The sequence below is a fragment of the Flavobacterium algoriphilum genome (assembly GCF_048158655.1).
Taxonomy (GTDB): domain Bacteria; phylum Bacteroidota; class Bacteroidia; order Flavobacteriales; family Flavobacteriaceae; genus Flavobacterium; species Flavobacterium algoriphilum.
This window is the reverse complement of record NZ_JBLNKY010000009.1, coordinates 29,689-51,376: the sequence shown is the minus strand read 5'-3', so window position 1 is coordinate 51,376 and position 21,688 is coordinate 29,689. Positions and strand designations below refer to the sequence as shown.

Below are 21,688 nucleotides of genomic sequence, written 5' to 3'. Positions count from 1 at the left end.
GCGATACAAAATGAAAAGATTTAATTACATAACAAAAACAGTCTGGATAGTATCATTGGTAAGTTTGTTTACTGATACAGCAAGTGAAATGCTTTATCCTATAATGCCTATTTACCTTAAAACGATTGGTTTTTCAATTGTTTTAATTGGTGTTTTAGAGGGATTTGCTGAAGCTTTGGCTGGATTGAGCAAAGGATATTTTGGAAAGTTATCTGATAATTCCGGAAAACGAGTTCCCTTTGTACAACTGGGTTATAGTTTAAGTGCCGTTTCAAAACCCATGATGGCAGTGTTTATTTTCCCAATTTGGATATTTTTTGCGAGAGCCATTGATCGTTTCGGAAAAGGAATTCGTACCGGGGCAAGGGATGCTATTTTATCAGATGAAGCTACAGCTGAATCCAAGGGGAAAATTTTTGGATTTCACAGAGCTATGGATACTTTGGGAGCTGTTTTAGGACCAGTTATCGCATTAATTTATCTGTATTTTTATCCTCAAAACTACCAAACGCTTTTTTATATCGCTTTTATTCCAGGTTTGTTTGCTGTATTTGCCTGCTTTTTAATCAAAGACAAAGCTAAAATCCATCCAATCGAAAAAAAGCCTACTTTCTTTTTCTCCTTTCTTAATTATTGGAAAACGAGTCCGGAACAATATCGAAAAGTAGTAGTCGGATTATTAACCTTTACATTATTTAATAGTTCTGATATTTTTTTGTTATTAAAAGCGAAACAAGCAGGCCTTAATGATACAAACGTAATTGGAGTTTATATTTTTTATAATTTAGTATATGCGCTTTCTGCATTTCCAGTAGGTATTTTAGCAGATAAAATAGGTTTAAAAAAGATGTTTATATTTGGATTGTCTTTATTTGCGATTGTCTATTTTGGAATGGCTTTCAGTAAAGGTATTTATGCAATTGCGGTGCTCTTTTTTATTTATGGAGTTTATGCAGCCGCAACCGAAGGGATTTCAAAAGCTTGGATTAGTAATATTTCAGATAAAAAAGATACCGCCACAGCAATTGGTACCTATTCCGGATTTCAAAGTCTATGTTCTTTAATAGCAAGTTCTTTGGCAGGATTGATTTGGTATCAATTTGGAGCCAATATAACATTTATTATTTCAGCTTCAGTTACACTTTTGGTTATTATTTACTTCTCTTTTTTTATAAAAGATAAAATTATTAAAAATGGCACACCAACATAAACAGGATGCTGACGACAAAGAATCGTGTTGCGCTCCAGAAGATAAAAGAGGGATTAAAACGAGCGAAGATACGGGATGTTGTTCTTCTCATAATGAGCCGGAAAGTCATTCTGTACATGATCACGACGATGACCACGAGCACTCCAATGGAAGTGATAGTGTTTTTAAAATGTTTTTGCCTTCCATACTAAGTTTACTATTACTATTAACAGCAATTACATTTGATAATTATTATCCTCAAACTTGGTTTGTGGGTTGGGTTAGGATTGCGTGGTTTTGTGTTGCTTATATTCCGGTAGGTTTGCCCGTGCTAAAAGAAGCTTTTGAAAGTATCCGCAAAGGCGCTATTTTTTCAGAATTTTTTCTAATGTGTATTGCCACACTTGGTGCATTTGGAATTGGCCAATATGCGGAAGGTGTTGCCGTAATGTTGTTTTATTCTATTGGTGAATTATTCCAAATGTTAGCTGTAAAAAGAGCTAAATCAAGCATCAAGGCATTATTAGACCAAAGACCGGATTCAGCAAATGTTATTGAAGGACTCGAAACTATTTCTAAAAAAGCTTCGGACATTACTATTGGTGAAATTATTCAATTAAAACAGGGAGAAAAACTAGCTTTGGATGGAAAATTACTTTCAAATCATGCCTCTTTCAACACAGCAGCATTAACGGGGGAAAGCAAACCGGATATCAAATCAAAAGGGGAAATGGTTCTTGCCGGAATGATTAATCTTAATACTGTCGCACAAGTCGAAGTTACGGCTATTTTTACCGATAGTAAATTATCCAGAATTCTTGAAATGGTTCAGGAAGCCACTGCTAAAAAAGCTACAACCGAACTATTTATTAGAAAATTTGCTAAAATTTACACCCCAATAGTTGTTTTTCTGGCCATCGGAATCTGTTTGCTTCCTATTTTATTTGTGGAAAATTATGTATTCAAAGATTGGTTGTACAGAGCATTAATTTTCTTGGTAATTTCATGTCCTTGTGCATTAGTAATTTCTATTCCATTGGGTTATTTTGGTGGAATTGGGGCAGCCAGTAAAAACGGAATTTTAATTAAAGGGTCTACTTTTTTAGATGTTTTAGCAGCTATTCAAGTTGTGGTTATGGATAAAACAGGAACACTGACTAAAGGTATTTTTAAAGTCCAAAAAGTGGTAGCCGTTGGAATTTCGGAAGCTGATTTGGTAAAATATACTGTCGCAATAATAACTAAATCGACACATCCTGTTAGTTCAGCTATAATTGAATATGGTAAGGATATTGTAAACGACACTACTGTTACTGAAGTAGAAGAAATTGCAGGTCATGGGATTAAAGGACTTATTGATGGAAAAAAGATCTTAGTAGGAAGTGCTAAATTGATGAAAAAATTCAACATCAGTTATGATACTGAAATTGATATGATACCATTTACAATTATTGTAGTTGCCTTCAATCAAAAATATGTTGGCTATTTTACTATTGCTGACGAAATTAAAGAAGATGCAAAAGAAGCCATTCAAAGTTTACACAAATTAAAAATCAAAACTATTATGCTTTCTGGCGATAATCAGGCTATAGTTTCGCTAGTTGCAAAAGAATTGAATATTGATCACGCTTTTGGAGGTTTATTGCCTGAGAATAAAGTTCAAAAAGTATCAAAACTCAAAGAACAGCATTTAAAAATAGCATTTGTTGGCGATGGCGTAAATGATGCACCAGTAATCGCTTTGGCAGATGTTGGAATTGCAATGGGCGGTTTAGGAAGTGATGCAGCAATAGAAACTGCAGATGTAGTTATTCAAAATGACCAGCCTACTAAAATTTTTACAGCAATTCACATTGGAAAAAAAACAAAACAAATCGTATGGCAAAATATCAGTTTAGCTTTTTCTGTAAAACTCATCATTCTGATAATGGGTGCTGGAGGATTAGCCACAATGTGGGAAGCCGTTTTTGCAGATGTTGGTGTGGCTTTATTAGCAATTTTAAATGCAGTAAGAATTCAAAGAATGAAATTTTAAAGCAAAAACTATTTAACTTAAATTTCCATAAAAGCCATTCCTATTTTTATTAATTTCGTTCCATTAAAATACATACATGAAAATTGCAATAGTTTGTTATCCTACCTTTGGAGGAAGTGGTGTTGTCGCTACAGAATTAGGTCTTGAATTGGCACGACGTGGTCACGAAATACATTTTATAACCTACAGTCAACCTGTGCGTTTGGCTCTTTTGAGTCCAAATGTGCATTACCACGAAGTTAATGTCCCGGAATATCCATTGTTTCATTATCAACCTTATGAATTGGCTTTGTCGAGCAAATTGGTCGATATGGTGAAGCTCTATAAAATTGAACTTCTACATGTGCATTATGCCATTCCTCATGCTTATGCAGGTTATATGGCCAAACAAATGCTTAAGGATGAAGGAATTAATATCCCAATGGTGACTACGCTCCACGGAACAGATATTACTTTAGTTGGAAATCATCCCTTTTATAAACCTGCAGTAACTTTTAGTATTAATAAATCTGATTTTGTTACTTCGGTTTCCCAAAGTTTAAAAGACGATACCCTTAAATTATTTAATATAAAAAATGAAATCGAGGTTATTCCAAACTTTATCGAATTAGATAAAAATGTAAATGATCCCAGAATTGCTTGTCATCGTTCTGTTATGGCAAAAGGCAATGAGCGGATAATAACTCATATTAGTAATTTTAGAAAAGTAAAACGAATTCCTGATGTCATTAAAATATTTTATAATATTCAAAAGGAAATTCCAGCTAAATTGATGATGGTAGGTGATGGTCCGGAAAAAGAAAAAGCGGAATATCTATGTCAGGAATTAGGAATTCAGGATAAAGTTATCTTTTTTGGGAATAGCAATGAAATCGATAAAATATTAAGTTATACAGATTTATTCTTGCTGCCATCTCAAACCGAAAGTTTTGGTCTTGCCGCTCTTGAAGCAATGGCTTGGGGAGTTCCTGTAATTTCTAGTAATTCAGGAGGTTTGTCAGAAGTTAATTTTGATGGTATTTCTGGTTATTTGAGTGATGTTGGTAAAACTGATGAAATGGCTGTGAATGCCCTGAAAATTTTGAAAGATGATACTACTCTGAATAAATTTAAAGAGAATGCTCTTTCGATTGCTAAAAAGTTTGATATTAAAAACATCTTGCCATTATATGAAAACTTATATAAAAAAGCAATAAATAAATATTTATAAGGTTACTTTTCAAATGGCTTAATCAATAATATTAAAAAATAAAAGGATGAAAAAAATTGCTACCTTATTTATGGCCATATTATTAGTTTCTTGTGGTGCTTCTTCCACAAAAATATCAGATAAAAAGCCTTTATTTGAAGTCTTGACGCAACAAAGTGACGGTGGAGCAAGTATTCGTTTTTTTGAAATTCTTTCGGAGCCAAATGAAATTAAAATGTTGCAGAATGATGAAAATCTAAAAAATAAAATTAGCCCGAATGATATTCAGAATTCTAATTTTATTGTTTTGAATATGGGAGAAAAAACATCAGGAGGATACAAAATAGGAATTGATACTGTTGTAGAAACAGATAAAAACATCATAATTACTGTAAAGGAAACAATACCTAAACCAGGCGGCATGATAACTCAAGCTTTTACAAATCCTTTTTGTGTTGTTAAGATAAATTCTAAAAAAGAAATCATTATTAAATAAAAAATGCCACTAAATAGTGGCATTTTTAAATATATTTATTTGCTTAATTATTTAGAATTGGTATCTAAGACCTAAAGCTATATCTGAACCGTAATTATTTTCATAATACCCATTTCCACCAAACTCAGGTCTGAAATCTAATGAAATTAACAACGGAATATCAAAGTTATATTCAAGACCTATATCCCCAGCCGCAAATGCGAACGTATCATTATAAGAAGTATTGTTATTATTATAGCTGTAACTACCTAATCCTCCACCAACACCTGCATACCAGTTGAAACCTCCATCAATGTTCCATACCCATTGGTACAAAGCTGCTAGTTTCACTGCATTATCATCATAACCATTGTTGTTATAATTATTTCTATTTCTCCATCCTAAATCAAGTTCAAGTCTATTGTTGCTTCCTAATGCTCTTTGGTATGAAACTTCTCCTCCAAAACCATTATTACCTCCTAAACGTAAACCTAAAGCGTTTTTTGAAATGTCTTGTGCCTGTGTGGTAAATGCTAATCCCATTAACATAATAGCCGATAAAATAATTTTTTTCATAAGTTTAGTATTTGTTATTGCAATATTACAGTCTTAAAGGGATTATAAATTTATAGAATTTTTATGAAAAGTTATAAAATTCACACTTTTTTAGATTGTACTATTTTAATGATGATAATTAAATTTTAAATATTTGTTTTGGAAAATAGGTCACTATTTGGTTACTTAGAAAAAGGAACTCAATTTAAAGATGTCTACAATAAATATTTTTTAATCTGAATTCAAAGCCAATAAATAGGGTTTATTTTATTAAAGTTTATCCTGAAATCTCTGGATAAACTTTTAAACTTTAAACTAAAATAGTACTTTTGTTCAAAACTTAATATAATGGCAGGAAATAGCTACGGAACACTATTTAGAATAACAACTTTTGGAGAATCACACGGAGAAGCTTTGGGCGGAATAATCGATGGTTGTCCTTCAGGAATAGCAATAGATCTAGAAGCAATTCAATTTGAAATGTCAAGAAGAAAGCCAGGTCAATCGGCTATTGTTACCCAAAGAAAAGAATCGGATGATGTACAATTTCTATCTGGAATTTTTGAAGGTAAAACTACAGGAACACCTATCGGTTTCATAATTCCCAATACCAATCAAAAATCAGATGATTACTCTCATATAAAAGATAATTACAGACCAAGTCATGCGGATTATGTATATGAAAAAAAATACGGAGTACGTGATTATCGCGGTGGTGGACGTAGTTCTGCTCGCGAAACCGCAAGTAGAGTAGTAGCGGGAGCAATTGCAAAACAAATGTTACCCGAAATTAAAATCAATGCTTACGTTTCTTCTGTTGGTCCAATATTTTTAGAAAAACCATACCAGGAATTAGATTTTTCAAAAACCGAAAGCAATCCTGTTCGTTGTCCTGATGAAGCATCAGCAATAGTCATGGAGGAATACATTCGTGATATTCGTAAACAAGGGGATACCGTAGGTGGAACTGTAAGTTGTGTGATCCAAAATGTACCTATTGGTTTAGGCGAGCCTGTTTTTGATAAACTTCATGCAGAACTTGGTAAAGCAATGCTTTCTATAAATGCCGTAAAAGGTTTTGAATTTGGAAGCGGTTTTGAAGGTGTTAAAATGAAAGGAAGTGAACACAATGATTTATACAATCCTGATGGAACAACCAAAACTAATCTTTCAGGCGGAATTCAAGGCGGAATAAGCAACGGGATGGATATTTATTTTCGTGTGGCTTTCAAGCCTGTGGCAACCATTATGCAAAAACAAGAATCATTGGACAATAAAGGAAATATTACTGAAATGACTGGAAAAGGACGTCATGATCCTTGCGTAGTTCCTCGTGCAGTTCCTATTGTAGAAGCTATGGCAGCAATCGTGCTAGCTGATTTTTATTTGATTAATAAAACCTATTTAAAATAGAATTGCATACTTAGTATTTTGACGAGCTAAATACTGAGCCATAACCTTTATATCAATTTGCTAATTTAATGAATACAACTTCAACCAAGAAACCATCTTTTTTTACAGGCTTAACCGGCCAAATACTTATAGCAATGCTTTTAGGAGCCCTTTTAGGAATTGTTATACATAATTCAATCGCTGGAGAAGCAGCCCTATCATTTAGTAATAAAATAAAAATGTTGGCTACAGTTTTTATTAGATTAGTTCAAATGATAATTTCACCATTAGTATTTACAACTCTTGTAGTAGGAATTGCGAAATTAGGGGATATCAAAGCGGTAGGAAGAATTGGAGGTAAAGCATTAGGTTGGTTTTTTACAGCGTCTTTTATATCCTTATTATTAGGGATGTTTTTTGTAAACTTGCTGGAGCCCGGAGTTGGACTTAATTTGTCAAATGTTGATTTGAGTTCCGTTTCAGAAGTAACAGCAAAAACTCAAAACATATCTTTTGAAAACTTTATAGAGCATATTGTCCCTAAAAGTATTTTTGAGGCAATGGCAACAAATGAGATTTTACAAATCGTTATTTTTTCCATTTTTTTCGGATTAGCAGCAGCATCTTTAGGAGATTATGTAAAACCAGTTATAAATGCATTAGACAAAACATCTCATATTGTTTTAAAAATGGTAAACTATGTAATGAAGTTTGCTCCAATAGGTGTTTTTGGTGCTATTGCAGGGGTATTCGCAGTAAGAGATTTTCAGGAATTAGCAATTACCTATTTCAAATTTTTTGGTTCTTTCTTAATAGGAATTTCGTCAATTTGGATTGTACTAATACTAATAGGATATATTTTTCTTAAAAGTAGAATGACAATTTTACTCAAAAGAATTGTCGGTCCTTTAATCATTGCCTTTGGTACAACAAGTAGCGAAGCTGTTTTTCCTAAACTCACGGAAGAATTAGAGCGTTTTGGAGTAAAAGATAGAATTGTTTCTTTCATGTTGCCATTGGGATATTCCTTCAATTTAGATGGGAGTATGATGTACATGACATTTGCGAGTATTTTTATAGCACAGGCTTATGGAGTTCATTTAGATTTAGGAACACAAATGACAATGCTTTTAGTATTGATGCTTACAAGCAAAGGAATTGCAGGTGTACCAAGAGCTAGTTTAGTTGTAGTGGCGGCAACTTGTGGAATGTTTAAAATTCCTATTGAAGGAATTGCTTTAATTTTACCAATAGATCATTTTTGTGACATGTTTCGTAGTGCAACTAATGTTTTAGGAAATGCACTAGCTACATCAGTAGTTGGGCAATGGGAAGGTGAAAATGAAAATGAAATTGCACCAGTAGAATAACTAAATTAGATTTTTATAAAACCAATAAACCTATTTGATTTTTCAGGTAGGTTTATTGGTTTAAAATTATTTACTCAAGTTCAAATGGACTATAACTTTCATTATTTTAATATTATTTTTTTGAAACTATAATTTTTATAGTAATTTGGTTTTTATGACATTATAAACAAAAACAGTACTTTTCTTATTAATATTTTTGTATATTTGAATACAAGAATCTTAACATATGTATCAAATAAGAATCGTTTTATTACTATTAATATTAAATTTTTTTAATATTAAATGTTATTCTTTAGCTCCACCTCCTTCAAAAAAAGAAATTGCAAAATTAGCAAAACTAGCTTCTAAGCACCTGCGTAATTCTAATTTTGAAAAATCATTGATAATTTCAAGACGCGCTTTGTATCAAGCTATAAATACTAAAGATGATAATCTAGTTGCCATTTCCTATAATACAATTGGGGCAAATTATGAAAAATTATCAGAATATAGTAAAGCCATCTTTTTTTATAAAAAAGCGTTGGCTTATGCTAATAAAACTACGAACGACACTACAAAAGCATGGATTAATAATAATTTAGGAAATATATATAGTTTTGAAAAAAAGCAATACAAACAAGGAATTAATTATTATAAAAATTCATTAGAACATAGCAATAAAATTTCGGATTCAAGTGAGATTGTTTTAACAAAATTGAACATCACATGGGTTTATTTTGATATTGGCCTTTTTGATCAAGGATCACCCTATTTACAATTTATTAATAAATACCATAAAAAGTATGGAGATGAGACAACGATTGTTGTCCTAAATATGCTCAACGGAATGTACTATGGTTTTAAAAGAGATCATGAAAAAGCTACGGCATCATTTTTAAATGCTATAAAATTAGGAAATAAAGGAATTGAGAAATCAGATTTGTCATTCGCTCATCAGGAATATTCTAAGTATTTATTAAATAACGGTGATTACAAAAAAGCATACGAAAATTTATCAATTTATAATAAAATTACAGAGGAACTCAATAATAAAGAGACACTTAGAAAGGCTAATACGGCCGGTATCAATCTCGAATTAGACGAATATAAAAGAGATATCGATAAGATTGAAACTGAGAAAGATTTACAATATCAAAGTTTAAAGAAATCTAGGATTATCGTCATATTGTTCATTGTTGTATTGTGTTTTTTATTAATGCTGGTTTATACTTTGTTTAAAAATAATAATTTTAAGAAAAAAACAAATAAAGAACTCTCTCTTGCCAATAGCAAATTGGTTATAGCCAAAGAAAAAGCAGAAGAAGCATCCATACTTAAATCACAATTTGTTTCTACTATAACGCATGAATTGAGAACACCTTTATATGGAGTGGTTGGAATTACTAATATGTTATTAGATGAACATAAAGAATTAGCAAACAGCCCACACCTGAGTTCACTTAAGTTTTCAGCAAGATATTTATTGTCACTTGTAAATGATGTTCTTCAAATTAATAAAATTGAAGAAAATAGAATTGTTCTTGAAAATATGACATTCAATATTTCAGATGAGATAAACATGATTAAAAATTCATTGTCATTCATTGCAAAGAACAATAATAATTTTATAATTGTCAATATTGATTCGGCAATTCCAGAATATTTGATCGGAGATAAGCTCAGACTTTCTCAAATAGTGATAAATTTAGTGAGTAACGCGCTAAAATTTACCAAAAACGGAGAGGTATTTATTGATTTAAATTTAGTGAAAGTAACCAATAAGTCCCATTTTATAGAGTTTAAGATAAAGGATACTGGGATAGGAATTGCAGTTGAAGATCAGGATAAGGTTTTTGAAAAATTTGTGCAAGTTGGAAGAAAAGAAGTAGATTATCAAGGTACAGGTTTAGGATTATCTATCGTGAAGCGTCTACTAGGTTTATTTGGAAGTGATATTACACTTGAAAGTACCATTGGTGTTGGAACTGTATTTACATTTACAATTGCTTTTGAATTTGATCCGGAGAAAACCAATGAAATAATTTATAATATTCCAGTTGATTTATCTTCGAATAAACAATTGAACGTTTTAGTAGTCGAAGACAATAAAATTAACCAAATTGTTACTGAAAAAATTCTCAAAAAAAATAATTATACTTGTACTCTGGTAGATGATGGCTATAAGGCTATTAAAATTCTTGAAGAGGAGAATTTTGATGTTATTTTAATGGACATCAATATGCCTTTAATAAATGGTTTTGAAACTTCAAGAAGAATCCGGTCTAAAGGGATTGAAACTCCTATTATTGCATTAACAGCATTTGATAAAGAAGAAATTACTGAAGAAGCTATTTCAGCTGGAATAGATGATATTATTGTAAAACCTTTTGATTCGGCTAAGTTGTTTAAAATTATCAATATTTTGATTACAAAAAATAAAAAAAATGATTTAACAATGGTTTTTTAGTTTTGATTTAAAAGATAATTTTAACAAAATTTCATTGTAAAATTGTAGTATATGAATAAAAAATGGAGTCTTAAAAGCTCCATTTTTTTATATCTTCATGTTTTCTAAATAAAAAGCACTTCGTTTTCTTTAGAATACATTTGCAGCAATAATAGATGTGGCGTTTTTTTATTTCCAGAAGTATCAAGAGTGATTTTTATTTCAAGTTTTGGATGAGTTAGTTCGTACTCTTTGTTTTGAACGGTTCTATAATCTATTAAAGATTGATTTTTTTTGAAAAAATGTTTTGACGTCTTCATAATATCACTTTTTGATGTTATTTTTAATTGTCTTGTAATGAATTTGGATTGGTGGAGAAACTAGTGCGTCAAAATTAAAATCGTTAAGCCAATGCTTAAAATGGCTTAACGATTTTAATCTATTATTTAATATGGATATACTAAAAATAAATTTTATTTAATAGCAATAGTTTTATGTTCTTTTCTCTTAGCACCTTCTTTCTTAGCAATAACAATATGAAGAATTCGATCTTTGTAACTTGCTTCTATTTTACTTTCATCTATATATTCTGGTAGATTGAAAGATCTGAAAAAGGATTGATAACTAAATTCTTTTCGAATATAATTATCTTTTTTTCTTGTTTCTTTTTTCTCTTCTTCTTTTTCTGAAGAAATCATCAGCATGTTGTTGTCAATTTCAACTTTAAAATCTTCTTTTTTTAAACCTGGAGCAGCTAAATCAACTTCTAATTTATCTTCTGTTTCTTTTAAGTTTACAGAAGGTAAATTACTGCCAATTTTTGTGAAATTTTTATCCGCCCAATCAAAAATATCTCTGGATACAAAATCATCAAAAAACGTATTCACTGACGGAAATGGGCCAGTATTAATTGAAGGGAAAGCATTGTTTCTTTTAACTAAATTTTCCATAATGTTTAATTTAAATGTTTAAATAAGTTAAATCAAATTTAATAAAATTATTTACTTTAAAAGTATAACTTAGGTATAAAACGTTTAAAATAAGCTCATTAACGATAAAATGCCTTTTTAACTAAAGTTACAAAGGCATTTCTTATATATTATGAGTTAATTCAAAAAAAACAACTAATACCAGCGTTTCTTATTTTGTTTTGAAACTTCTGATTTTCTTGATTTATGTGCTCCAGCGCTACGATTTGAATTTTTTTGTGCAGCGCCAGGTGCTGTTTCCGGACTTCCTGAATGCCAAGGATAAGGATGGTCATTTATGGTTTTTACATCCACTTTTATTAGTTTTTGGATGTCTTTCCAATACCCATGTTCGTCTTTACTACAAAAAGAAATAGCAATTCCTCCATTTCCTGCACGACCCGTTCTACCAATTCTATGCACATACGTTTCAGGAATGTTAGGTAAATCAAAATTGATTACAAATGGCAATTGATCAATATCAATTCCTCTGGCTGCAATATCTGTAGCGACTAAAACGCCTACTTCTTTATTTTTGAAAGCATCCAAAACTCGTTGTCTTGCATTTTGAGATTTATCTCCATGTATGGCTTCAGCTGCTATATTGTTTTTACGTAATGCCTTTACAACATTATCCGCACCATGTTTTGTTCTGGAAAAAACCAACACATCGGATAAATTTTCATTTTTGATTAAATGATAAAGTAGATTTCTTTTTTCTGTTTTTTCAACAAAATAAACGTGTTGTTCTACATTTTCGGCAGTTGATGATACTGGTGAAACTGTAACTGTTGCTGGATCTGTAAGAAAAATTTCGGCCAATTCTCTAATTGCAATTGGCATTGTAGCAGAGAAAAATAATGTTTGTCTATTTTTTGGCGTAAGCTTTACAATTTTCTTCACATCATTTACAAATCCCATGTCAAGCATTTGATCTGCTTCATCAAGAACCAAAGTATGTAAGTGATCTAAATCAATAAAACCTTGTTTGTGTAAATCAAGTAACCTACCTGGCGTTGCTACCAAAATATCGACACCATTTCGTAAGGTATCCACCTGAGGATTTTGTGAAACTCCACCAAAAATGGTCAGTTGAGTCAAGTTGGTATACTTACCATACGTATCAAAGCTTTGTCCAATTTGGACGGCTAATTCGCGGGTTGGAGTAACTACTAAAGCACGAATTTGTTTGGCTTTCTTTGATGAACCTACTATTCGGTGTAATTGGTGTATGATTGGAATTGCAAATGCGGCGGTTTTTCCTGTTCCTGTTTGTGCGCATCCTATTAAATCTCTACCGGCTAATACTAGCGGAATGGATTGTTCTTGAATAGGAGTTGCGCTGATATAGCCTTGTTCAAATACGGCTTTTTGTATACTTTTTGAAAGCGATAAATCTTCGAATAACATGTTTTTTGGTTTAAATATCTTGTATTAAGTATATAGATAAGGAAGCAAAGATAGTGTTATTTATCGATTAGGTTAAATCGGTTATTCGTTTAACCAATTTACTGGTTTGCTTTTATAAAATCGGTTATAAGATAGCCTATGAGTTTCCCTATTAAATGATTGTTTTTATCTTCTCCTAAATCAGGTGCACCTTCACAAATATGCAAATAGGTAGCATTTTTATTTTTCGCAAAAAATGAAATAAATTGGCGAAGTTGTTCTACAGAGAAGCCACTCAATGTCATTGCACTGCATGCAATATTGGGGATTGCATCAAGATCGATCTCAATTCCGTAAAAGTCGTCATTTATAAACTCTAAGGCTTGGATCATTTCTTGATTAAAATCTTTTTCTTTTCGGATGTTTACACTATCATAAGTATTATAACGCACTCGGTCTTCAATTTTTTTTATGATGTCCAATACGCTTTTGGATGTATAATTTTCGTGCAAGCCAAAAATAAAATATTTTTTTAAAAAACCTTCTTCGAAAGCGTATGAAAAACCGTTACCGCTGTGACGTCCTTCTAAGATTCTAAAATCAGAATGGGCATCAAAATTTATCGCATTTACCGGTTTTCCTTTAGCAAGAGCCGCACCTTTTATATTTCCATAAGCATTATTGTGTCCGCCGCCGATGATTATAGGCGTTTTTCCCAACTTTACAATATTAAAGATTATATGAGAGACATCCTTATCAATTTTTTCTACGAGTTGACTTAATTTAGAGCGATCGTCAATATCATTAAAATCTAAATGTTCCACTTCTTTCATTTCCTCCAGGACATTTAATTGACCTAAAATTACCAGTTGACTTCCTTTGCAAAAACGATTGTGCTGGATATTAGCAATGCTTTTAATAGCACTATCCCAGGCAGATGCCGCACCAGGTCTTCCAAAATTAGCTCTTATGCCTATATCTTCCGGTATTCCTAATAATACATATTTAGCATCGCAAGTTTTTAGAAACGCAATAGGATCAGCCTCTTTTGGAACAGTTATCATTTTCTCTCCAAATTTTATTTCACCACTTCTATGGTCTGTAATTTTTGCAAGATCATTGATTGTAAACGGGATAATTTTTTCCATTAAAAAAAATATTTTTTTTCAAAAATAATATATTTGTGTTAACATACGTTATTACCTAGTTATATATTGTTAAATTTGTTTAAATAAAAAATTAAAATTAAAATATGGAAAATCAAAAAAGCAGTTCAAGTCTTAAAGCGGTTATAGCGGTTTTAGCAGTTCTATTAGTGGGAAGTTTAGTGTATATTTTTAAAATGACTTCTGATGTTGATGTAGTTAAAACGGAATTAAAATCTACATTGACCGAAAAAGAATCCGTAATGAAAGATTTACAAGAATTGAAATCTACTTATGATGCTGCGATTGCGGAAAATACATCAATGTCTGATGAGTTAATTCAAGAAAGAGATAAAGTGGTAAACTTAATGTCTGATTTAAGTAAATCTAAAGGCGATGTCGCTTCTATGTCAAAATATAGAACACAGTTCCTTTCTTTGCAAGGGAATATGAAAGTTTTAATGGCCGAGAATGAAGGTTTAAAAAAACAAAATACAACTTTAACTACGCAACGTGATAGTACCGTTGTGGTATTAGGAGAAACTAAAAAGAATGTTGAAGCGTTAACAGGACAAAATGAAGAACTAGCAAAAGTTGTTGAAAAAGGTTCAAAATTAACTGTTTTAAACACAAGAGGTTCAGCTTTCAAATTAAGAAGTTCTGGAAAACAAATAGAAACGGATAAAGCAAGTAGAGCAGATGCTCTTAGAGTTAGTTTTACAATTGCTGAAAATCAAATTGCACAATCAGGAGATAAAACGTATTACGTTCAAGTAATTGACAGTAAAAACAACGTAGTAGGAGACAAAAAAACAGAAACTTTTGGAGATAATAGTTTAACATATAGTTTTGCAACTAATGTTAAATATGAAAATAAAACTGTTAATGTTTCTCAGGATCTAAAAAGTAAAAATTTCGAAAAAGGAAATTATTTTGTAAATGTTTTTGATAAAGGAGAACTAGTTTCTAAAACAAGTTTTACTTTGAAATAATATTTAAAGCATCAAATAAAAAAAGAGGAGCATTGTTCCTCTTTTTTTATTCAAAAACTTTACCTTCTATTAATACAGTATCAATAAGATTACTACCAAAAGCATAAGGTAATTGATAGTAGGAGGGAATAGATTTTGTGATAATGAGGTTTGCTTTTTTGCCAATAGTTATACTTCCATGGGTTTTTGAAATTCCCATTGCATACGCTCCATTTATTGTGGCTGCATTTATAGCTTCTTCCGGAGTCATTTTCATTTTGATACAAGCAGTGGCAATCACAAAATTCATGTTTCCTGAGGGAGTAGACCCCGGATTATAATCCGTTGCTAATGCCAGTGGAAGCCCTGCGGTTATCATTTCTCGTGCAGGAGTATACGGAATACTCAAGAAATAAGAACAGGATGGTAAAGCAACCGGCATTGTTGCTGTATTTTTTAAAGTAATAATATCTTCAGTTGTCATAACTTCTAAATGATCTACTGAAAGGGCATTGTATTTTATCCCAGCCTGAATTCCGCCAATAGAATTAAACTGGTTGACATGAATTTTTGGCTTTAAGCCAAAACGGATCCCAGCTTCCATGATTTGTTCCGTTTCTAAAACAGTGAAATAACCGTTTTCGCAGAATACATCTATAAAGTCTGCCAGTTTATTTTTGGCAATTTCTGGAAGCATTTGATTGATGATTATATCAATATATCCTTGATGATTTACTTTATATTCCAATGGGAAAGCGTGAGCACCAAGAAAAGTTGCTTTTATGGTAATGGGATAATTTTGAGCTAGGCGTTGAATAATGCGAAGTATTTTGAGCTCTCCATCAACTGTTAATCCATATCCTGATTTGATTTCTACCGCTCCAGTTCCTAAACGCATAATTTCTTCCAGTCGCGCTTTAGATTGGTCGTAGATTTCTTCTTCAGTAGATTCGTTGAGTTTTTTTGCAGAATTTAAGATTCCACCGCCACGATTGGCAATTTCTTCATAAGTAAAGCCATTTATTCTATCAACGAATTCTTGTTCCCTATTACCAGCATAAACAATATGGGTGTGACTGTCACACCAGGAAGGTAAAACCATTTTTCCGCCTGCATCAATAGTTTTATCGGCATTTATTTTAGGAAAATTATCCATTGAGCCAAAATCAGCAATTAAGTTGTCTTTAATTACTACAAAAGCATTTTTAATAGTTGGAAGAATAGCCATTTCAGCACCGGACACTTTTGAAATTAAAGTTTCCCGAACCTGAAGTAATTCCTTTATATTGATGATGAGTGTTGTCATTTGAAAAATTACTCTGAAACTTTTATTTCAAACATTTTATCCCAATTTTTACCAGTTACAAAAATGGTTTTGGTTTTTGGATTGTAGGCAATTCCGTTTAAAACATCTTCCGGAGCTACATTAATTAATTTTCTTAAACCAGACATGTCTAAAATACCCTCAACAGCTCCATTTAAAGGGTTTACTACAGCTATAGCATCTTTTTGCCAAACATTCGTGTAAATTTTTCCATTAATCCATTCCAATTCGTTGATAGCTTTGATTTTTGAATTACCAGAATATACATTGATGTAGTCAATCATTTTTTGAGTATTTGGATCCATTTTCCAGATTTTCTCTGTTTTGTCCGTTTGATAGATATATTTACCGTCATTCGTCATTCCCCAACCTTCAATGTCTTTATCATATGCAAAGGTTTTTTCTAGTTTTAAAGTTTTTGCATCATAGATAAAACCTGTTTTTTCTTGCCAAGTCAATTGATACATTTTGTCATTTAGAAAAGTAATTCCTTCTCCAAAATATTTTTTATCAAGGTCAACTTGTTTATAGACTTTTCCAGTTTTGTAATCGTATTTTCTAAAATAAGATTTCCCATTTTGCCCCGTGCTTTCATATAAAGTATCTTTATAAAACTCTAAACCTTCGGTAAAAGATTCTTTATCGTGCGGATAAGTATTGATGATTGTGTATTTTAATAATTTTGGCTGAATATTAGAAACTAATTCTACTCTTGCTGTAGCTTCTGAGTTTTCACCTTCGTAATAAACTAAAGCTTTGAGGTTTTGGTAGCCCAGTTTCTGGTCTTTCAATTCAAACGTTAGTTTGTTCAATCCTTTTTTAGAAGCTAATTTTTTATCATTTATGTAATAGATAATACTATCAATAGTTTTCGAATTTGGGTTCGAAATTCCTAATTCTATCGCTTCATGTGGCTGATATTGCTCCTTAAATTTAGAAATATCAAAGGTAAAGACTGTATTTTCGCCTTTTTTTGTCTCGTTGCAACTTGCTAAGGTGATTCCTAATAAAATGAAAGATAGGAAGTTATAGTTTCTCATAGTTTGATTTTTTGATGTACCAATATACAACGTTATTTTTATAGGTTCAAAGCACTTGCAAAAATATAAAAAGTTTGTATATTTGCAGCGGCAAGTCCTACACGACCAGCTCCTGCAGACTCCCCCAGGATGGGAACATAGCAAGGGTACGTGGTTGAGCGGTGCGATGTAGGTCGCTTGCCATTTTTTAAATCTGGATTTATTTCAGATTCTTTTCGAAATTCACAGAAATAAGTAGTCTTCCTTCGGGAGGATTTTTTTATTTTTGGATCTTTCGTATTATAAACTTCAATAAATATGAATAAAGTAGTTCTAATTACAGGAGGTTCTTCAGGAATAGGAAAATCTATCGGAGAGTTTTTACACCATAAAGGTTTTGTTGTCTATGGAACCAGTAGAAATCCAGAACAAATTTTAAATTCGGTTTTTCCTTTAGTTGCTTTAGATGTTCGGGATACGGATTCGATTCATGCGGCTGTAGATAAAGTAATTGCTATTTCGGGAAGATTGGATGTTGTAATCAATAATGCCGGAGTAGGAATTACAGGACCTCTTGAAGAAATTCCAATGCATGAGATTAAGAATAATTTTGAAACTAATTTCTTTGGACCAATTGAGGTGATGAAAGCGGTGTTGCCACAAATGCGTTCCCAGCAATCGGGTTTAATCATTAATATTACTTCTATTGCTGCTTATATGGGTTTGCCTTATCGCAGTGTTTATTCGGCTTCAAAAGGAGCTTTAGAACTTATTACAGAAGGGTTGCGCATGGAAGTGAAGGCATTTGGCATTCACATTACGAATGTTGCACCTGGCGATTTTGCGACTAATATAGCTTCAGGACGTTTTCATGCTCCGGTTATAAAAGGTTCTGCTTATGAAAGTGCGTATGGAAATACTTTAAAAACTATGGATGAACATGTTGATAGTGGCAGTAATCCAAATGAAATGGCAGAAGCAGTCTATAAAATTATCCAAACCCCGAATCCTAAAATTCATTATAAAGTGGGTGTTTTTATGCAAAAATTTTCGATTGTCTTGAAGAGAATTTTACCGGATAAAGTATATGAAAAAATGCTTATGAAGCATTATAAGTTGTAATTTTGCATCGAATTTTAGTAGCGTGAGGGATTGCAGTGAAAATCCTTTATAGTCCTGAACTTGTTTCATGATCCTGAAATAAGTTCAGGACTAGAAAGATTGTAACGAAAAGCCCGACCCGAAGTTTTTCACGAAGGGTCACGCCCAAATTTTAATAACACACAAATTAAATTATATATTATGAAATTTTTTATTGACACGGCTAATTTAGCTCAAATTAAAGAAGCACATGCATTAGGCGTTTTGGATGGGGTTACAACCAATCCCTCATTGATGGCAAAAGAAGGAATCACTGGGAAAAACAGCATTTTGAAACATTACGTTGAAATTTGTAATCTTGTTGATGGTGATGTAAGTGCCGAAGTAAATGCATTGGATTTTGACGGAATGGTTAAAGAAGGTGAAGAATTAGCTGATTTACATGATCAAATTGTAGTGAAATTGCCAATGACCAAAGAAGGTGTTATGGCTGCCAAATATTTTTCGGATAAAGGAATTAAAACCAATGTTACTTTAGTATTCTCTGCTGGTCAGGCTTTATTGGCTGCAAAAGCTGGTGCGACTTATGTTTCTCCATTTATTGGTCGTTTGGATGATATCTCTACAGACGGTTTGGCTTTGATTGAAGAAATCAGATTGATTTATGATAACTATGGGTATGAAACTCAAATTCTGGCTGCTTCAGTTCGTCACACCATGCATATTGTAAACTGTGCAAAAATTGGTGCCGATGTTATAACTGGACCACTTTCGGCTATTCACGGTTTATTGAAACACCCATTGACTGATATTGGATTGGCACAGTTTGTTGCTGATTTCGAGAAAGGAAATAAATAAAAAAATTTCCAGAGAGCTGTTTGAGTCTAATCATTTAAATAAAAAAATCCCATCAACCTAGGTCTCGATGGGATTTTTTTATTTGGTTTGTTTTTTGGTAGGTATTATATTGTGCTAAAATTAGTGTGCTCCACCAACTTCTATTTCGTGTCCGATACCTTGTTTTTCAAGTATTCCAATTACTTTCCAACCGTAGAATGCTATAAAAGCAAAACAGAGCACTGGGATTGTATATGAAGCGTGAATTCCAATGATATCAGCAAGTTTTCCTTGGAGTGGAGGAATAATTCCACCACCTAAAATCATCATTACTAAGAATCCAGAACCTTGAGATGTATATTTTCCTAAACCTGCAATTGCTAGTGAGAAAATACAAGGCCACATGATGCTTAAAAATAAACCACCACTCATAAAAGCAAAAATAGCGATTGTTCCTGTAGTGAATAAACCAATTAACATGGCAATCATTCCCATTAAACCAAAAATCATTAAGGTTCTAGAAGGTTGATCCTTACCTAAAAAGAAACCAGCAATTTGGAATACAATTACCAATGCGTAACCATATAATGGTGTAACATCCTGACCTGAAATTGCATTAGCTGCCAAAACAACACCAAAAGCTACATAAGGGATAACGATCAATAATATTTTTTTAAGTTGAGAGGATGGGTTAAAAACAGAAATTGCACCTGCCCAACGACCAATCATTAAACTTCCCCAATACATAGACATATAAGGAGCTAAAGCCGGTCCGGTAATTTTACCAAAAACATCTGTTTCTAATAATGAACCAAGGTTACTCCCTATCGTTACCTCTACACCTACATAAGTGAATAGTGCTAACATTCCTAAAACTAATTGAGGATATCTCATTGCACCCCAACCTTCAGCTTTTTTTTGTGCTGTTACATTAGAGAATAATAATCCAATAACAACAACTAATAATGTTGCTACAGATAGACCTAAACCTAAATAATCTTTTTCTTTATTATCTATAAAACGAGTTATAAATTCAGGATCTTCATAACGAGAGAAGATATAAGCAAAAATAGCGATTAATATTACTGTAATGGCAATGAGCGTTTTCATTGCATTACGAGCTGTTTCAAAAGAAGAATCACTTTTTCCTGACGGTAATTTTTTAGAAAAATGGAATAATGCTGCAGCCAATAAAAAAAGTCCGCCAACAAATACATATAGAATTCTCATAGAATCCAATGAATTTGCTTTTTGTGCGAATTCTTCAATACTAACTCCAGAAAAAACGCCAAATAAAGCGAAAGAAACGACTATTGGTCCTATTGTAGTTCCAAATGAATTGATTCCTCCTGCAAGGTTTAATCTGCTCGATGCGCTGTGAGGCTCACCTAACGAAGCAGCAAAAGGTTGTGCGGAAGTTTGTTGTAAAGAAAAACCTAACGCAACTATGAATAAAGCACCTAAAATGAATAAATAACTTCCTTGAGTAACAGCTAATATCATTAAAGCAGCTCCAAAAGTACTGATCAATAATCCATATATAATTCCTTTTTTGAATCCCCAAGCATTTAGAATATCATTTTTGGCTAAACTACTAAAAATGAAAAGTAGTAAAGCTCCTATGTAATAAGCACCATAAAAAGCAAAATCGATAAGTTGGCTTTGAAATTGGTCTAAGCCAAATTTGGCTTTACAAAAAGGGATAAAAACACCATTTGATGCTCCAATAAATCCCCAAAAGAAGAATACTGTAATTAAGGTATAAAGAGCCGAATTATTCGACTTCGTCTGTTCTGAATTCATAATTTTTTTTTGGTTTTTTAGTTTAATTTTTTTTTTTTCTGCAGTAAGGTGGTAAATGTATTTGTTAAGTAAATTAAAAAAAAATTATTTAGAATAAATATTAGTAGAATTATAGAATAATCACTTTTTGTTAAAAAAAGATGCTTTTTTTTCTAAATTTTTGCTTTTTCAAATAAAATATTGAAATGGAATTTATTCTAAAATTTTACTTTTTACATCTTTACTATAATTTCTCCCTATGGTAAAGTATAATAATGGATAAGCTAACTTAGACTTCACAGAAAGTAAAGAAATAAATCTTAATTTTAACTTATGAAACAAGTCCGCAAAATTTATGACAAAGCTTTTAAAATGAAAGCAGCCGAATTGAGTTATGAGAGAACAAACAAATCAGAATTCGCAAGAGTTGCGGAACTAGACTTGGATGCGATATTACCATGCCTATCTTCTAAAAAATAAATAAAAGAATGGAATTTAAAGGGTATAAGTGGTTCCTAATAT

19 protein-coding genes and 1 other RNA gene are annotated in these 21,688 nt (G+C 32.0%); 12 read left to right on the top strand and 8 right to left on the bottom strand.

Annotated features, from left to right (window positions below):
* Positions 1-10: 10 nt before the first annotated feature.
* From ACM55G_RS14195 to ACM55G_RS14180, 4 genes are all read left to right on the top strand, one after another.
* Positions 11-1,210 (top strand): MFS transporter, encoded by a 1,200-nt coding sequence (locus tag ACM55G_RS14195; protein ID WP_416844599.1) that lies wholly within the window; start codon positions 11-13, stop codon positions 1,208-1,210.
* Positions 1,194-3,224 (top strand): heavy metal translocating P-type ATPase, encoded by a 2,031-nt coding sequence (locus tag ACM55G_RS14190; RefSeq protein WP_416844598.1) that lies wholly within the window; start codon positions 1,194-1,196, stop codon positions 3,222-3,224. The genes ACM55G_RS14195 and ACM55G_RS14190 overlap by 17 nt, the downstream gene beginning before the upstream one ends.
* Positions 3,225-3,300: 76 nt before the next feature.
* Complete coding sequence (gene bshA, locus ACM55G_RS14185; RefSeq protein ID WP_416844597.1) at positions 3,301-4,434, top strand: N-acetyl-alpha-D-glucosaminyl L-malate synthase BshA; 1,134 nt, start codon at positions 3,301-3,303, stop codon at positions 4,432-4,434.
* Between the two features lie 46 nt (positions 4,435-4,480).
* On the top strand, positions 4,481-4,909 hold the full coding sequence (locus tag ACM55G_RS14180; protein ID WP_416844596.1) for a protease complex subunit PrcB family protein: 429 nt from the start codon (positions 4,481-4,483) through the stop codon (positions 4,907-4,909).
* Positions 4,910-4,960: 51 nt separating this feature from the next.
* Here ACM55G_RS14180 and ACM55G_RS14175 read toward each other — a convergent pair whose 3' ends face one another.
* Entirely contained in the window at positions 4,961-5,464 is a 504-nt protein-coding gene (locus tag ACM55G_RS14175; RefSeq protein ID WP_416844595.1) for a hypothetical protein, read from the bottom strand.
* Between the two features lie 327 nt (positions 5,465-5,791).
* Between ACM55G_RS14175 and aroC the strand changes: the two genes are divergently transcribed.
* The 3 genes from aroC to ACM55G_RS14160 all read left to right on the top strand — a co-directional run bounded on the left by aroC (position 5,792) and on the right by ACM55G_RS14160 (position 10,651).
* Positions 5,792-6,856, top strand: coding sequence for a chorismate synthase (gene aroC, locus ACM55G_RS14170; protein WP_416844594.1), 1,065 nt, complete (start codon positions 5,792-5,794; stop codon positions 6,854-6,856).
* Between the two features lie 68 nt (positions 6,857-6,924).
* Positions 6,925-8,205, top strand: coding sequence for a dicarboxylate/amino acid:cation symporter (locus ACM55G_RS14165; RefSeq protein ID WP_416844593.1), 1,281 nt, complete (start codon positions 6,925-6,927; stop codon positions 8,203-8,205).
* A gap of 226 nt (positions 8,206-8,431) precedes the next feature.
* Complete coding sequence (locus ACM55G_RS14160; RefSeq protein ID WP_416844592.1) at positions 8,432-10,651, top strand: response regulator; 2,220 nt, start codon at positions 8,432-8,434, stop codon at positions 10,649-10,651.
* Between the two features lie 104 nt (positions 10,652-10,755).
* Here the strand turns inward: ACM55G_RS14160 and ACM55G_RS14155 are convergent, their stop codons facing one another.
* The 4 genes from ACM55G_RS14155 to ACM55G_RS14140 form a co-directional block, all read right to left on the bottom strand.
* Positions 10,756-10,950: a hypothetical protein gene (locus ACM55G_RS14155; RefSeq protein WP_416844591.1), complete on the bottom strand. Its 195-nt coding sequence runs from the start codon at positions 10,948-10,950 to the stop codon at positions 10,756-10,758.
* Positions 10,951-11,103: 153 nt separating this feature from the next.
* The gene (locus ACM55G_RS14150; protein WP_416844589.1) at positions 11,104-11,580 is read right to left on the bottom strand and encodes an Hsp20/alpha crystallin family protein; all 477 of its coding nucleotides are present in this window, start codon (positions 11,578-11,580) and stop codon (positions 11,104-11,106) included.
* Between the two features lie 174 nt (positions 11,581-11,754).
* On the bottom strand, positions 11,755-13,008 hold the full coding sequence (locus ACM55G_RS14145; protein ID WP_416844588.1) for a DEAD/DEAH box helicase: 1,254 nt from the start codon (positions 13,006-13,008) through the stop codon (positions 11,755-11,757).
* Between the two features lie 98 nt (positions 13,009-13,106).
* Positions 13,107-14,135, bottom strand: a complete 1,029-nt coding sequence (locus ACM55G_RS14140) for a formimidoylglutamase (protein WP_416844587.1) — start codon at positions 14,133-14,135, stop codon at positions 13,107-13,109.
* 104 nt (positions 14,136-14,239) lie between these two features.
* Between ACM55G_RS14140 and ACM55G_RS14135 the strand changes: the two genes are divergently transcribed.
* Positions 14,240-15,124 carry a hypothetical protein gene (locus ACM55G_RS14135; RefSeq protein ID WP_416844586.1) on the top strand — a complete coding sequence of 295 codons (885 nt, stop codon included), beginning with the start codon at positions 14,240-14,242 and terminating at the stop codon, positions 15,122-15,124.
* Positions 15,125-15,170: 46 nt separating this feature from the next.
* On the opposite strand, the gene hutI is transcribed toward ACM55G_RS14135, so the two are convergent.
* Both hutI and ACM55G_RS14125 read right to left on the bottom strand, forming a co-directional pair.
* The gene (hutI, locus tag ACM55G_RS14130; protein ID WP_416844585.1) at positions 15,171-16,409 is read right to left on the bottom strand and encodes an imidazolonepropionase; all 1,239 of its coding nucleotides are present in this window, start codon (positions 16,407-16,409) and stop codon (positions 15,171-15,173) included.
* 8 nt (positions 16,410-16,417) lie between these two features.
* A complete protein-coding gene (locus tag ACM55G_RS14125; RefSeq protein WP_416844584.1) occupies positions 16,418-17,467 on the bottom strand; it encodes a glutaminyl-peptide cyclotransferase in 1,050 nt (349 codons plus the stop codon).
* An 88-nt stretch (positions 17,468-17,555) separates the two neighbouring features.
* Between ACM55G_RS14125 and ffs the strand changes: the two genes are divergently transcribed.
* The 3 genes from ffs to fsa all read left to right on the top strand — a co-directional run bounded on the left by ffs (position 17,556) and on the right by fsa (position 19,405).
* Positions 17,556-17,653, top strand: an RNA gene (gene ffs, locus ACM55G_RS14120) — signal recognition particle sRNA small type.
* Between the two features lie 111 nt (positions 17,654-17,764).
* Positions 17,765-18,568 (top strand): SDR family oxidoreductase, encoded by an 804-nt coding sequence (locus tag ACM55G_RS14115; protein ID WP_416844583.1) that lies wholly within the window; start codon positions 17,765-17,767, stop codon positions 18,566-18,568.
* A gap of 180 nt (positions 18,569-18,748) precedes the next feature.
* Positions 18,749-19,405 (top strand): fructose-6-phosphate aldolase, encoded by a 657-nt coding sequence (fsa, locus tag ACM55G_RS14110; protein ID WP_416844582.1) that lies wholly within the window; start codon positions 18,749-18,751, stop codon positions 19,403-19,405.
* A gap of 120 nt (positions 19,406-19,525) precedes the next feature.
* Here fsa and ACM55G_RS14105 read toward each other — a convergent pair whose 3' ends face one another.
* On the bottom strand, positions 19,526-21,187 hold the full coding sequence (locus ACM55G_RS14105) for an MFS transporter (RefSeq protein WP_416844581.1): 1,662 nt from the start codon (positions 21,185-21,187) through the stop codon (positions 19,526-19,528).
* Between the two features lie 312 nt (positions 21,188-21,499).
* Between ACM55G_RS14105 and ACM55G_RS14100 the strand changes: the two genes are divergently transcribed.
* A complete protein-coding gene (locus ACM55G_RS14100; protein ID WP_416844580.1) occupies positions 21,500-21,646 on the top strand; it encodes a hypothetical protein in 147 nt (48 codons plus the stop codon).
* Positions 21,647-21,688 lie beyond the last annotated feature (42 nt).

What these genes read in the sequence shown, in the direction of transcription:
- ACM55G_RS14195 (WP_416844599.1), top strand. Translation starts at nt 11, where the DNA reads ATGAAAAGATTTAATTACATAACAAAAACAGTCTGGATAGTATCATTG.
- ACM55G_RS14190 (WP_416844598.1), top strand. Translation starts at nt 1,194, where the DNA reads ATGGCACACCAACATAAACAGGATGCTGACGACAAAGAATCGTGTTGC.
- bshA (WP_416844597.1), top strand. Translation starts at nt 3,301, where the DNA reads ATGAAAATTGCAATAGTTTGTTATCCTACCTTTGGAGGAAGTGGTGTT.
- ACM55G_RS14180 (WP_416844596.1), top strand. Translation starts at nt 4,481, where the DNA reads ATGAAAAAAATTGCTACCTTATTTATGGCCATATTATTAGTTTCTTGT.
- ACM55G_RS14175 (WP_416844595.1), bottom strand. Translation starts at nt 5,464, where the DNA reads ATGAAAAAAATTATTTTATCGGCTATTATGTTAATGGGATTAGCATTT.
- aroC (WP_416844594.1), top strand. Translation starts at nt 5,792, where the DNA reads ATGGCAGGAAATAGCTACGGAACACTATTTAGAATAACAACTTTTGGA.
- ACM55G_RS14165 (WP_416844593.1), top strand. Translation starts at nt 6,925, where the DNA reads ATGAATACAACTTCAACCAAGAAACCATCTTTTTTTACAGGCTTAACC.
- ACM55G_RS14160 (WP_416844592.1), top strand. Translation starts at nt 8,432, where the DNA reads ATGTATCAAATAAGAATCGTTTTATTACTATTAATATTAAATTTTTTT.
- ACM55G_RS14155 (WP_416844591.1), bottom strand. Translation starts at nt 10,950, where the DNA reads ATGAAGACGTCAAAACATTTTTTCAAAAAAAATCAATCTTTAATAGAT.
- ACM55G_RS14150 (WP_416844589.1), bottom strand. Translation starts at nt 11,580, where the DNA reads ATGGAAAATTTAGTTAAAAGAAACAATGCTTTCCCTTCAATTAATACT.
- ACM55G_RS14145 (WP_416844588.1), bottom strand. Translation starts at nt 13,008, where the DNA reads ATGTTATTCGAAGATTTATCGCTTTCAAAAAGTATACAAAAAGCCGTA.
- ACM55G_RS14140 (WP_416844587.1), bottom strand. Translation starts at nt 14,135, where the DNA reads ATGGAAAAAATTATCCCGTTTACAATCAATGATCTTGCAAAAATTACA.
- ACM55G_RS14135 (WP_416844586.1), top strand. Translation starts at nt 14,240, where the DNA reads ATGGAAAATCAAAAAAGCAGTTCAAGTCTTAAAGCGGTTATAGCGGTT.
- hutI (WP_416844585.1), bottom strand. Translation starts at nt 16,409, where the DNA reads ATGACAACACTCATCATCAATATAAAGGAATTACTTCAGGTTCGGGAA.
- ACM55G_RS14125 (WP_416844584.1), bottom strand. Translation starts at nt 17,467, where the DNA reads ATGAGAAACTATAACTTCCTATCTTTCATTTTATTAGGAATCACCTTA.
- ACM55G_RS14115 (WP_416844583.1), top strand. Translation starts at nt 17,765, where the DNA reads ATGAATAAAGTAGTTCTAATTACAGGAGGTTCTTCAGGAATAGGAAAA.
- fsa (WP_416844582.1), top strand. Translation starts at nt 18,749, where the DNA reads ATGAAATTTTTTATTGACACGGCTAATTTAGCTCAAATTAAAGAAGCA.
- ACM55G_RS14105 (WP_416844581.1), bottom strand. Translation starts at nt 21,187, where the DNA reads ATGAATTCAGAACAGACGAAGTCGAATAATTCGGCTCTTTATACCTTA.
- ACM55G_RS14100 (WP_416844580.1), top strand. Translation starts at nt 21,500, where the DNA reads ATGAAACAAGTCCGCAAAATTTATGACAAAGCTTTTAAAATGAAAGCA.